General features: G+C 33.3%; 8 protein-coding genes. 4 read left to right on the top strand and 4 right to left on the bottom strand.

Going from position 1 to position 13,030, the window contains the following annotated elements; all coding sequences use genetic code 11:
* The first annotated feature begins 262 nt into the window (after nt 1-262).
* Nucleotides 263-1,228 (top strand): IS110 family transposase, encoded by a 966-nt coding sequence (locus SJY43_RS03560; RefSeq protein ID WP_396602472.1) that lies wholly within the window; start codon nt 263-265, stop codon nt 1,226-1,228.
* A gap of 76 nt (nt 1,229-1,304) precedes the next feature.
* Here SJY43_RS03560 and SJY43_RS03555 read toward each other — a convergent pair whose 3' ends face one another.
* The 4 genes from SJY43_RS03555 to SJY43_RS03540 all read right to left on the bottom strand — a co-directional run bounded on the left by SJY43_RS03555 (nt 1,305) and on the right by SJY43_RS03540 (nt 9,752).
* Complete coding sequence (locus SJY43_RS03555) at nt 1,305-6,878, bottom strand: alpha-2-macroglobulin family protein (RefSeq protein WP_396602471.1); 5,574 nt, start codon at nt 6,876-6,878, stop codon at nt 1,305-1,307.
* 156 nt (nt 6,879-7,034) lie between these two features.
* Complete coding sequence (locus SJY43_RS03550) at nt 7,035-7,808, bottom strand: DUF6090 family protein (protein ID WP_396602470.1); 774 nt, start codon at nt 7,806-7,808, stop codon at nt 7,035-7,037.
* A 43-nt stretch (nt 7,809-7,851) separates the two neighbouring features.
* Nucleotides 7,852-8,613, bottom strand: coding sequence for a DUF6090 family protein (locus SJY43_RS03545; RefSeq protein WP_396602469.1), 762 nt, complete (start codon nt 8,611-8,613; stop codon nt 7,852-7,854).
* An 89-nt stretch (nt 8,614-8,702) separates the two neighbouring features.
* Entirely contained in the window at nt 8,703-9,752 is a 1,050-nt protein-coding gene (locus tag SJY43_RS03540; protein ID WP_396602468.1) for an isoaspartyl peptidase/L-asparaginase family protein, read from the bottom strand.
* 241 nt (nt 9,753-9,993) lie between these two features.
* Between SJY43_RS03540 and SJY43_RS03535 the strand changes: the two genes are divergently transcribed.
* The 3 genes from SJY43_RS03535 to SJY43_RS03525 all read left to right on the top strand — a co-directional run bounded on the left by SJY43_RS03535 (nt 9,994) and on the right by SJY43_RS03525 (nt 13,028).
* Nucleotides 9,994-10,929, top strand: a complete 936-nt coding sequence (locus SJY43_RS03535; RefSeq protein ID WP_396602467.1) for an OmpA family protein — start codon at nt 9,994-9,996, stop codon at nt 10,927-10,929.
* Between the two features lie 20 nt (nt 10,930-10,949).
* Nucleotides 10,950-11,495: a hypothetical protein gene (locus tag SJY43_RS03530; RefSeq protein WP_396602466.1), complete on the top strand. Its 546-nt coding sequence runs from the start codon at nt 10,950-10,952 to the stop codon at nt 11,493-11,495.
* Between the two features lie 141 nt (nt 11,496-11,636).
* Nucleotides 11,637-13,028: a DUF1800 family protein gene (locus SJY43_RS03525; RefSeq protein ID WP_396602465.1), complete on the top strand. Its 1,392-nt coding sequence runs from the start codon at nt 11,637-11,639 to the stop codon at nt 13,026-13,028.
* Nucleotides 13,029-13,030 lie beyond the last annotated feature (2 nt).

Raw genomic sequence — 13,030 nt, 5'->3', positions numbered from 1 at the left:
CAATGCAAAGATAAAGTTCCGTTTCAATGAACTTTATCGGTTGTTAAACGACTTAAGTTTATCTTTAATAAATTTAAGTATTAATCAGAAAGAACAAAAGAGAAGAATAAGATTAAGTTAAACGGTGAGACTTTGATCTCGATAGCTTTGATAATCCCTTCTCTTTTACTACTTAAACTTCGTTCAGTTCTGTGAGACCTAGATCTCGATTTTAAGTTGTTGAAATGTAAGTAGCTTCTGTTCTTTCCAAAACACAATTCTTATGAATAAAGATAAAAAAATTTATGGCATAGACATTAGTAAAAGTGTTTTTGATGTTTATTTTAAAGCAGACGGATACGTTCAATTTAAGAATGAAGAAAAAGGCTTTAAAAAACTATTAAAGATTTTATCCAAAGAAGCCTTAGTGGTAATGGAAGCTACGGGTTATTATCATTACCGTTTAGCACAATTTTTACATCATCAAGGTGTATTGGTTTCAGTAGTTAACCCTTTGTCTGTAAAACGTTTTATACAGATGAAGTTAGCAAAAATAAAGACAGATAAAAGCGATGCTCGCTATATTTTTGACTATGCGACAATTAATGAAGTCCCCCTTTATAATGCCTTAACGGATGTGCAGAGTGAGTGTTTGCAGTTATATCAATTATTGGATATTTATGTAAAACAGAGTACATCAACAAAGAATAAAATTCATGGAGAAAAAGTTTTAGGTATTCCATCCAAGACTGTTTATAAATCACTAAACAGAAACTTAAAGCATTTACAAAAAGAGATTCAAGTTATAGAAACTAGACTTTTGGAATTGGTAAAGCAAGAACAGCAAGAACAATTAACATTACTACAAACCATACCAGGTATTGGTCTTAAAACGGCTTTGTTTTTAGTGGTTGTCACAAATGGGTTTAGTAAATTTGAAACAGCTTCTCAATTATGCAGTTATGCTGGTATAACACCAATTATAAGGCAATCTGGAAGTAGTGTTAGGGGGAAAAGTAGGATAAGTAAAGTAGGAAATAAAAAACTTAGAAGGTTGTTGTTTTTATCAGCATTTTCAGCATGTAGATACAATAAAGCATGTAAAGCAATTTTTGACAGACTGGTTTTAAAAGGAAAAAGTAAAAAACTAGCAATGATAGCGGTTGCTAACAAATTATTAAAACAAGCTTTTGCAATAGCAAAGAGTGGTTTGCCTTATGATAGTAATTTTGTTTCAAAATTATCTTAAAACTATTTGGTTTTTAACTCAGTTCTTAGGTAGCTGATTTTTTTTACAAAGTCAAGTTATTGTTAAATCAAAATCATCACTTTTCAACAACCACCCATTGCCCTTTAGTTCTAACCAAAAACTCATTATCATACATGGCTTCAGCTTGTACTCCAGGTAAATAATAGGTTCCTAAATACGATGCATTTAGCATCACGTTAAACGTTTTGGTACTATGTTTTCCTTTTTTAGGCAAATCAAAATAGAAATTCACGCGGTCGTCTCTAATATCGGTATGTCTTGCTGACGCTCCTGAAGTATTACTTCCAAAAGCAGTAAAACGGGTATTCACAATTTCCCAACCTGAAGGGAAAATCTGTGTTAATGCCACATCGTTAACCGATGCATTTTTTAAATTACTAACACTAACCGTGGCTACAAAATCTTGACCTTGCATGAGTTTAGAAATATCAATGCGATTACCTTTTAAATCTTTGTACTGCACTGATACACTCAGTCCACGTTGCTCCACCAATTCTTGTCCAAGAGGTAATTTTCCAGAATTTAATACGCGAACGTAAACTACATTTCCTTTTGCATTTGTAAAGGCTAAATTATTTGTGCCGTCAACAACGTTTATTTCGCGTTGAGCAATAGCACTTTTTGTATCTATGCTTTCGGTTTTTCCATTAATCGTGTAATTCACTTTTAAAGCTTTTCCACCATTTGCGTTTACCATTTTAGCCATAGCTAATAAACTGTATGCCGTGGTTTGTGTACTCATCCATTGGTTGCTTGATAAATCTCGGGCAATATCTTCAGCTAGTTCTCGCATTTTAGAATCCTTGGTCAATACCATGGTTTCTAAAGCCATGGCTCTATTTCTATCTACCGAACCATAGGTGTAATAATTGTAGCGAACAGGCTTAAAATTAATATTTGCCGATTGCGAAATTTTATCGCTCGCTTCTTTTTGTCCTGCTAGAGCATAAGCGGCCGCCAATCGCCATTTGGCTTCGTTAGAAATTTCACTAAACTCGCGTAAACGGTTCATGCTTCCTAAATCTGCATGTCCTGCTAAAGCCAACGTGTAGAGTCTGTAAGCTTGTGCTAAATCAGAATTATAAGTTCTGTAACTTGGTCGCCAATTTCTGGCTGCTTGTTTTTGATATTTTAACCAATTGCTTTTAAAAGTAAGCGGTAATACGTAGCCTTTCTTTTCGGCTTCAATCATAAAATGGCCTGCGTAACTTGTACCCCAATCATTGGCGCTCGCTTCTCCAATCCAATAACTCAAACCACCATGTGCGCGTTGGAAATGCCCTAAACGTTTTATACCGTTTTCAATATTGGTTTGTATGGCTTTCTTTTTATCGAAGGTTAAATCGAAAATATCAGCTAAAAATAACTGCGGAAATACGCTCGATGTCGTCTGTTCCACACAACCATGAGGATAACGAATTAAGTATTGTAATCGTCGTGAAAAATCCATCGGTGGTAATGTAGAAAACTCTAAAGTTGCAGAATTTGTTCCTGCTACTCCAAACGTTGAGAACTCCAAAGTTTCAGAGGCATTTGCTGCAAGTGTTTTATCTAATGCTTTCGATGTTATTGGATTCGTATTTACCACGTCTAACTCTACTTTATAGGTCGATTTTTCGCCATTTCCAGTAGCAACCACTTCAACGGTGTTTATGCCTTTGGCTTTGCTTACATCCAATTCAAAATACGCCATTTGTTCGTCTGGTTGTGCAAAACTTAATGCTTTTGAAGTTTCTCCAACTATCGAAATACCATTACTCAATTTCAAGCTAATGTTTACATTTTTCACTTTAGGTTCCATAGCAAAAACGGTAACTGGTAAAGTTACTTTTTCACCTGGGCTCAACTTCCGCGGAAGCGTTGCTAAAACCATAAGCGGTTTTTTAACTTCTACAGCTTTATCTGTGCTTCCGTAAGCTTCATTAGTGTTGTTTCCTGCAACCACCATAGTACGGACAGAGCCAATATAGTTTGGTAATTTTATTTGGTGGGTTTTAGTTTGTCCTGCATCTAATTTAAAAGGTCCTAAATAGGTTACTACAGGTTTAAAACGGTTTGCTTTTTTGTTTTTTCCGCCAGCTGCACTTCCGTCACCACCAATGGCAAAGACTTGGTCTATACTTCCTGAATAAGCACCAATAACATCATCAAAAATATCCCAAGTTTTTACACCCAAAGCTTCACGGTTATAAAATTCGCTCCATGCATTTGGGGTTTTAAAACGTGTTAAATCTAATAAACCTTCTTCAACCATCGCAATGGTATAAGTCATGGCTTTTTTGTTTTTCTCCGAAATTTTAACTTCGAACGTTTGTTCTGGTTTCAATTTATCGGGCATTTGTAATTGTGGCTCCAATTTGGTATTTGGGTCTTCCACCATTATTGGAATAACGCCGTACAAACGAATTGGTAAATCGTTTGCCGTAATAGCGTGAGGCTGTAATAAAGATATATTTACAAACACATTGGGCGCCATTTCTTTCGAGATTGGAATATCTACCACGGTTTCACCTTTAGTAGTTTTTACCCATTTATAATCTAAAACTTCGGTGCCGTTTTCAATGCTTACTAAAGCACGGCCTTCGCTTCCTGAAGCAAAAGTAACCTTGGCTGTTTCGCCAACATTATATTGTTCTTTATCTGCCGAAAAGACTAACATTTTCGCCGCTTCTTTATCACTAGATGGCGCTTTTTGCCACCAGTTTTTATAGAAATAAGCTGTTCTTCCTGTGGCGTGACCACTTATGGGATCTACCACGCGTATTAAGTAACGCCCGCGGTCATTATCCGGAACTTTAATATTGAACGTTGCTTTTCCGTTAGTATCGGTATTTATTTTTGATGAGGTATATGGTCTGTGATAATTACTCGATACATAACTTGATAAATTATCGTAAGACGAGTTCCACCACCAACGCCATTCTACTTTATAGATTTTTACTTCAAGATTATTTCGTTTAATAGGTTTGCCGTTTTCATCAACCACCACCAAATCAAACGTTTGGTTTTCGTCTGTAAAAAACGAACCATACGCATTCCCTTTTGGCGATCGCATGCCCACAAAAGATTTGTATGGTGCGTATTGTTTTGTAAAGGCATCCATAGAGAAATCGCCACCGTTTTCAAAAGCGCGCACTAAAAACTGAACATTCAACATGCCTGGAGCGTTTTTTCCAACTGCAAGTTTTTTGTTTATAGTGGCTAATCCTTCTTCATTAACTTTACCTTCAAACACATTTATTTCTTCGGTTTGAAATTTTCGTGTTGGATCGTTAAATGTATAGTCTTTGTAGTTTTTAAAAGCGGTATAAGCATTACTAAATTTCGCTTTTACTTCGGCTTTTAAATTTTTTCCCGGAGCACCATGTAGCCACTTAACATCGAGTGTGCCTTCCAGAGGTGATTTACTAGAAAGGATTTCATTTTCGAAATCGACTTTAATTTTTAAGCGATTAGGTTTAACCGTTTCAATTTTTAAGGGTTTATAAAAAGTTGCACCTCCAACAGATACTTTGGCATTGTAATTACCTGTTTTATCTTCGGTAGATGTGGTAACCGTAAAGTTGTAGAAATTATCAAGATTATCTGTAGTGACATTTTTATACACTAGCTTGCCATTAGGATCGGTAATTTCCAGTTTTACAGGATGTTTTTTTGGTAGCGGATTCGCATTGTCGTTCAACATAAACGTTAAATGCAAGGTGTCTCCTGGACGCCAAACCCCACGCTCACCGTAAATGTAGCCTTTAAGACCACGTTGTAAACGGTTTCCAGACACATCAAACTTGCTTAACGATAACGAATTAGCGTCATGAAGTTTTACATATGTGGTGTTATTACCTTTTGAAACAATCGCAAATGCCGCGTTTTTATCGGAGTCGATTAAAGTTAAACCTTGCTCGTCTGTTTTTCTACTAGCCAATTCTTGTTGTTGGAAATTGTAAATACTAACCCTTGCACCAACTTCAGGATTGGTGTTTAAAATATTAGTAACTGCAAAATAATACGAGTTGTTTGCACCTTGTTTGGCTATAACACCCAAGTTTGAAGCCAATAAATTTTGAGATACAATTTTGTTTTCGCCGTAGTAAGCATCATGACATGGGTTTTGTTCTTCACGCCAATTATAGGTGTAGTTTTTATAGCGATAGGCTTTGTTATCCCAATAGGCTTCTTCACGTAATTCTTCATCTTCGCTATCTATTTCAGCGTAATCACCTTCATAATAATCTTCCTCGTAATAATCGTCATAATCATCATTTTCAGAATTTGAAATACCAGCATTGGCTTCGCAATTATATAAAGAATAGTTTTTATTATAGCTTAATTCTACGCGGTAAATAGCACCAGCTTCAGCTTGAAAGAATTTAGATAAATCAATGCTATACGCTTTCCATTTTCCTGAATTTTCAGCAGCGGTTTGTAACTGGATAGTTTGTTTTGCTATGCGACGCCCAACCTTTTTTATATCATATTTATTATTACTATTTAAGTTGTTGTCTTGGAGAAACTGAAGTACATTGTCTTCAAAAATCTTAATAACGCGAACATCAACAGCACTTAAATTAACGGCTTGAAAATTAAATTTTAGTTGTTCAGAATTTGGAAGAATCGTACCGTTACTAATTAGTTTTACTTGCGGCTTTAAGTCTTCAAAAGCAATAGTTTCAGAAAATGGTTTCTTAAGTTTATAAGCTTCTGTGTTTTTGATGCCTTGAAAAACATCCACTTGAATGTTGCCAACCAATTTTGTGTCTGGATAGACTTTTAGTACATTGCCATCAACTACATATTTTGGGTTTTTCACTTTTTGAATGGTAACTAAACCATCAAAATTTTGTTGTTTTTTAAGTGGGTCTGAAAAGTTAATTGATAAATGTTGTTCTGGAGATTGAATCACATCTACATCAACAATAGTGAAATTATTAATCCCGGGAATTGTAATTGTATTTTCACCTTTATTGGAAGCTTCAATAGTTTTTCCGTTCCATTTTACAAGAATTTTATCATCTTCAATTTTCCTGTTAATACTATCAATTTTAAATTCAAAATATTTTGCAGACGCATTGGCTTCATTAAAAACGAGCGCTAATTTTTTGCCATTTTGAGAAGCCTCAACTAAAGTTTTAGCATCTTTAATTGAAATAACATCAGCAGACTTTATAACGCCTTCAAGGTATTGCCAGTTTTTGCTATATGATTGTAAATGATTGGTTTCAATATTAAAACTAGGTGTTATGGTTTTAAATTGAAAGGTATAATCACTAAACCCAGTAGGCATGTTTTTATAAATGTCTCCTAATTTTACCCTAACTGTATATTCGGTATTTGGTTCTAAATATTCATCTGGTGTAAAAAGTAAAGTATGTTTGTTTGCAACAGTTAGCTTGCCTTCAACATGCGGTTTTATGTTCACAATGTTATCGGTAATTTCCTGACCCATTTCCCAGCCTTCAACGTCGTTTGCCAAATTGATTTGAATGGGATTCGCTACAGAAGTCATTCCTGATGTGGTGTAACTTATATAATCTCGAAACTTGAAAAGGTTATCGGTTTCAACGACTTTCTTTTTACAGGATGCGGCTAACGTAATAATCAATACGAAAGCAAGTAGCTTTTTTAATGACATGGACTGAAGAATTTAGATGAACAAAAATAATTTAAAAAAGAAAGTGTAGGCTGTTTCTCGTTAATAAATGTACGGTGATTTTTTGAAGTTTAGACTTTATTTAGTTGTTAAAGTACTCCCAAAAAAAAGTAGAGTGGAGTATCAAGACTTTTAACATTACTTTTTTGTTAGAAGTTCTTTTTCTATTTGTTCAACAACGGTATCAATCTCTTCTATAACTTCCATTTGGCTATCAATTAGGTCGCTTCTAGTGTACATAGAGAGCTGTATTATTTTAAACATTTCGGTATCATTTAAAAACTGGTTGTAATTATTTATTTTGAGTTTGAATAGCTTCAATGTATCAGAGTGTTTTCGAGGTAACATTACAAAGTTTGAAAAGTCAATTTCGAAATATTTTTGTTGATAGGGATACATCATTTTTGAAATATCAACCTCAGAATCATCTATATGAAAATCGTTAGTTATTCTTGAAAAACTCAATTGAAACATAGTTGTTATGGCAATACGCAAGCTATCGTTCGATATGGTATTCAATCCCATATTGTTAAGATTTTCGAAACTACTTGTTTTAGGTGTTATTTCTGATTCGTTACCAGAATCTGCAAATGCTCGATAAATAGAATCTGAGAAGGGTGCTTTATTGTGAATTGCATTTAAGAGAAACTGACTTTGTGTTACCCCTTTTTTATGGTCTTCTACTGCTGATAAAATATCTTTTTTTGTTTGAAACAAATCACTCTTTATTTCTTTTAAAATTTGAACTTCTTTCTGTTGCAATTTTCTATTTTCATTCCAATTATTAATCTGTAATGCAATTAAAATTCCAATAACCACAAGAATAATTTCGCCAAGGGCATATTTGAAGTATTTGGATGTTTTATTTTCCATAATGAGGTTTTGACGAATTTTACGGAAGAATTTAATCATTTGGTTCTTATTTAGTTTTGATAAACACTAACAGTTATGCACATTATTGATTTTTGGTTGCTTTATTAATCTCTGCTATGGCTTTTTTACTAAGCTGAATTAAAGCATCGTATTTAGGGATGATAGTTTCGTCTCTAACTGATGCTTTTGTTATAGCATTTCTATAAAATACAGAATTATGTAGTTCTTTTAAAAAGGCATTAATTTGAGTAAAAGTAACCTGCGCATCTTGAAGTTCTTTAGCATTCATAAATACGGTGTATCCCATTTTCATATCATAGGTGTATTCCAATTGAGCTTCTAAATTATCTACGCCTGTATTGGTCTCATTTTCAGTTACGCTAAGATAATCTATAGTTAATTTTCTTTCTATCAATAACTTATGTAGACTACTGCCATTTATCATAGATAGATAAGGCGATTGTTGTAAAGCATTGAAACCACTTAAGTTTGCGTTAAAATTAAATCCATCAAAAGCGTAAACTGCTTGCATAGATGTCTCTACATCGTAGGTATTATTAAAAAAGGTCAGTTGTTCTTTTTTATAAAGCGGTATTAATTTTTCTCTTCTGGTTTTTAAAGAATCAAGCATTAAAATATCATCTTCGATATTACTTTTTATAATTAAAAGATTTTTGTTTAAGGCTTCATGCTCTTTTTTTTGTGCGCTCCAATTATTAATCTGAAGTGCAATGAGAATACCAATCACAACAAGAATAATTTCGCCTATGGCATAAAGAAGATATTTCGAAAATTTGTTTTCGGAAAGGAGTCGCTGGCGTAATCGCCTAAAAATTTTAATCATTTACTTTTTTTAGGTTGAAAGTAAATTAGGTTGATGGATGTATTTGGGTTGGTTAACTATATGTGTATAAAGGTATTAAATTGTTACAGTTATTTTGTAAACATCCCAATATATAATTCCCCTTTATCATTCATAGTGGCTCTAAACATGCCTTGCGTATTAAATTCCATTGCCATATTTCCGTTTTTATCAATGGCAACAATTCCACCAGTTGCACCTTGGTCTCCTATGTTTGGTAATTTATTTTGGATAACTTCTTTTGCTGCTTCTTTTAAAGAAAAGCCTTTATATTCCATAAGTGCAGAAATATCATGCGCCACCATGCCACGAATAAAAAATTCGCCCCAACCTGTGCTTGAAACAGCACATGTATTATTGTTGGCATAAGTTCCCGCCCCAATAATTGGAGAATCGCCAATACGTCCCCAACGTTTATTTGTCATACCTCCTGTTGAGGTTCCTGCTGCTAAATTCCCATGTTTATCGAGTGCTGCACAACCTACTGTTCCGAATTTTGAATCTTGAAGATCTTCATTATAAAACGATGCTACTTTGTTTTTTTCTGAAGCTTTTACGCGTTCAAGAGATTTTAACTTCTTTTCGGTTAAAAAGTAGTTTGATTCTACAATTTTTAAACCTTGTTCCGCTGCAAATGTTTCAGCTCCAAAACCAGAAAGCATGACATGAGGTGAATTATCCATTACTGCTCTAGCCAAATTAATGGGGTTTTTAACCGTTTTTGTACCAGCTGAAGCTCCTGCATTTAAGGTTTTTCCATCCATTATGGATGCATCATGTTCGTTAATACCTTCGTAAGTTAGAACAGCTCCTTTTCCAGCGTTGAAAAGTGGAGAATCTTCTAATACGTTTATTGTTTTTTGTACTGCATCTAAACTTGTTCCTCCAGCTTTCAAAATATCATAGCCTACGCGAATGGCTTCTTCAAGTTTTTGGCGATATTCAGCTTCTTTTTCTTTAGACATATTATCACGCCTTATACTTCCAGCGCCTCCATGAATTATAATTGAAAATTCAGCTTGTTTAGGGTTGCTTTTAATGGTTTCGGTTTCTAATTGAGATTCATTTTTACAGGATACAATTATTGATACAATTAAAAATAAAAAGATACATTTTTTCATAAATATTTGGATGTATTAAAAGTCTAAGTTAATGATTTTTAGCGGAGATAAATTTCTACAAAAACACCTTTTTTATTAGGGCATTCTTAAATGTAATTGAATATATAAACCTTAATTTATTATTTGAATTATAAATTACATTTAGGTAAGTGACTTTTTTGGTTTTATTGTTTCTAATTATATGAGCTTAAAGTGTTATATTGTAGGCACTTATATTTTAATAACCAAAAACTAATATCTAATGAGTAAAAAAACATCCTATATTTTAGGAATTGTACTCACTATTATTCTCGGTACTATTTTGTATTATTTCGTATGTTGTAGCGTTTGCTGTGGTAAAGAATCGTGCGAAAACAAGCAAAAAGAGACTAAAAGTGCTGTAGTACCAGAAATTAAAGATGCAACAAGAAATGCATTTATGATTAAAGACGCTAATGGCGATTTAAATATTGAAATGAATGATAATTTCAATTTTAAAACTTCTAATTTTTCAATTTTAGATCCAGTTTCTGGAGCTGTTGAAAGTGGTGTTTTAAAACTTAAAGATTATCTTTTAGGAAATCCATTAAAAACAGTTGGAATTACTGGTCTTTATAAAAGTGATGAAACCAACAATTCTGCGTATCCTAACTTAGGATTGGCAAGAGCTAATTCAGTAAAAAATTATTTAGTGCTACATGGTGTTCCTTCAAAACAAATAGATACCTATGGAGAATTAAATGATGGTATTAATCCGGATGACACGAGTACATTATTTGGACCTATTGAATTTGGCGTACTAACTTCTGATCCATCAGACACATCTTCTATGGACGAGTTAAAAACGGCATGTGATGCTATTAGAGCAAATCCGTTAGTATTACACTTTCAAACTGGGCAAGCATCTATTAGTTTAACAAAAGAGCAGCGTCAAAAAATTGCTGATATCTCTCATTGTGTAGATAAATTAGGTGTTAAGATTCAAGTTGTAGGGCATACAGATAATACAGGAAATGCAGCTCATAATGTTGTTTTAGGTCAACAACGCGCAGATTTTGCTAAAGGCTATTTAATTAAAAATGGCATTTTGGATAGTAATATTGAAACATCTTCTCAAGGTCCTAAAGTTCCTATCGCAGATAATGCTACTGAAGAAGGAAGAGCAGAAAACAGAAGAACAGTAATAACAATTAACTAAAATTTAAAAAATATAAAATTATGAATTGGTGTATATTAATCCCATTATTAGTCGGTGCTATTTGCGCAATATTAGGATACTTATTAGGAAGACTTTCTGGAGGCGGAAAGGATAATGATTGTGAAGATAGAATAGGGCGATTACAAACAGAATTAGATGCTTGTAAATTAAGTAAAGTCTCTTTAGAGGGCGACTTGAAATCAACAAAAGCTTCGTTAGCGTCATCTTTAACTGCTTCAACTGTAACAGCGGCTACTGTAACCTTAATACCATTTGATGCAGCAGCAGCTAAAGCAGCTTTTGGCAAGAAGGTAAAAGAAAACGATTTAACTGTAGTTGAAGGTATTGGACCAAAAATTCAAGAATTATTTCATAATCATGATGTTAAAACATGGAAAGCATTATCAGAATGTTCACTTGAAAAATGTCAAGATGTTTTAACTAGTGGTGGAGACAGATTTAAAATGCATAAACCAGGTACATGGCCAAAACAAGCCAAGTTTGCTTACGAAGGTAAATGGGCGGAACTTCTTAAATGGCAAGATGAGTTAGATGGAGGAAAATAACCGCTTAACTTAATAATTAGATAAAAAAACCGTTTCTTTATAAGAAGCGGTTTTTTTGTGCTGAATAACAGGCTTTTAAACTATTTTAGTAAATGGAAGTCAAAGCATATACTAGTTCATTAATTTTAATAGCATAACTCTGTGAAAACTAAAAACATTCAACATTTATATAGGCGTATTGGTTTTGGGATCTTGCCAACAACTTTAAATACGTTAGCTAGAAAGAGTAAAAACGATGTTATTAATAATCTTTTTACAGCCTCAAAAAATGTAACACCTCTAGAAGTTGATGCCTCTGAAATAAAAGCCATTTTTAGCGGTAGTATGATGAGTGGGTCTAAACTTGATCAAGAAACCCGAAGGAAAATTCAAAAAATAAGTCGTAAAAAACAAATTGAATTTAATGCAGCTTGGGTTGATAGACTTACGGATTCATCTGAGATTTTAAGAGAAAAAATGACGCTTTTTTGGGCTAATCATTTTGTTTGTAGAGACAATAGCATCACTTACATTCAACAATTTAACAATACACTCAGAAAACATGCTTTGGGTAATTTCAAAGATTTTGTAAATGCTGTTTCTAAAGAGGCAGCTATGACAAAATATTTAAATACAAAACAAAATAAAAAGCAAAAACCTAACGAAAATTTTGCTCGTGAGTTAATGGAGTTGTTCACCTTAGGTGTTGGGCATTATTCCGAAGAAGATATAAAAGAAAGTGCTAAAGCATTTACGGGCTATAGTCATAATTTGCAAGGTGAATTTGTTTTTAAAAAACGAACACATCATGAAGGTGATAAAACGTTTTTCGGAAAAACAGGCAATTTTAGAGGTGAAGATATTATCGATATTATTTTAGAGGAAAAACAATGTGCAACATTCATCTGCGGAAAATTGTATCGCTATTTTGTTAATGATAGTATAGATGAAGCTCATGTAAACGCCATGGCTAATGTGTTTTATAAAGATTATAACATAGAAAATCTAATGCGTTATATGCTAATGTCTAGTTGGTTTTATGAAGAAAAGAATATAGGTATAAAAATAAAATCGCCAATAGAGTTTTTGGTAGGTTTAAAACAAACCGTTCCAACATCATTTACAAACACAAAGCAACTGTTGTATGTTCAACGTTTATTGGGGCAGGTTTTATTAGATCCTCCAAACGTAGCAGGCTGGAAAGGCGGAAAAAATTGGATAGATAGCAACACCATTGTATTGCGCTTAAAACTGCCATCTTTATTACTAAATAAAGCTTATATATCGAAAGTAAAAGTAGGACAAGAAGATGAATATGCCGAGACTAAAAAAGAGTTGTTTAAGAAAAAATTTGGTAAGCGTTTTAAAGTTGAAACAAATTGGAAATACTTTAATACTCAGTTTAAAAATATTGAAATAGATGCGCTTGAAAACCATTTACTAGCTTGTGAAATTAACGAAAGCGCTAAGACCTACTTAAATTCGTTAGAAAAGGTATCAAAGCAAGAATATTGTATACAACTTATGTCGTTACCCGAATATCAAATGTGTTAATT

This window comes from Algibacter sp. R77976 (genome assembly GCF_044594645.1).
In the GTDB taxonomy this organism is placed as follows: Bacteria; Bacteroidota; Bacteroidia; order Flavobacteriales; family Flavobacteriaceae; genus Algibacter_B.
The sequence above is the reverse complement of the archived record's forward strand: the minus strand, read 5'-3'. Positions and strand labels throughout refer to the sequence as shown.

What these genes read in the sequence shown, in the direction of transcription:
- SJY43_RS03545 (WP_396602469.1), bottom strand. Translation starts at nt 8,613, where the DNA reads ATGATTAAAATTTTTAGGCGATTACGCCAGCGACTCCTTTCCGAAAAC.
- SJY43_RS03560 (WP_396602472.1), top strand. Translation starts at nt 263, where the DNA reads ATGAATAAAGATAAAAAAATTTATGGCATAGACATTAGTAAAAGTGTT.
- SJY43_RS03550 (WP_396602470.1), bottom strand. Translation starts at nt 7,808, where the DNA reads ATGATTAAATTCTTCCGTAAAATTCGTCAAAACCTCATTATGGAAAAT.
- SJY43_RS03535 (WP_396602467.1), top strand. Translation starts at nt 9,994, where the DNA reads ATGAGTAAAAAAACATCCTATATTTTAGGAATTGTACTCACTATTATT.
- SJY43_RS03530 (WP_396602466.1), top strand. Translation starts at nt 10,950, where the DNA reads ATGAATTGGTGTATATTAATCCCATTATTAGTCGGTGCTATTTGCGCA.
- SJY43_RS03540 (WP_396602468.1), bottom strand. Translation starts at nt 9,752, where the DNA reads ATGAAAAAATGTATCTTTTTATTTTTAATTGTATCAATAATTGTATCC.
- SJY43_RS03555 (WP_396602471.1), bottom strand. Translation starts at nt 6,878, where the DNA reads ATGTCATTAAAAAAGCTACTTGCTTTCGTATTGATTATTACGTTAGCC.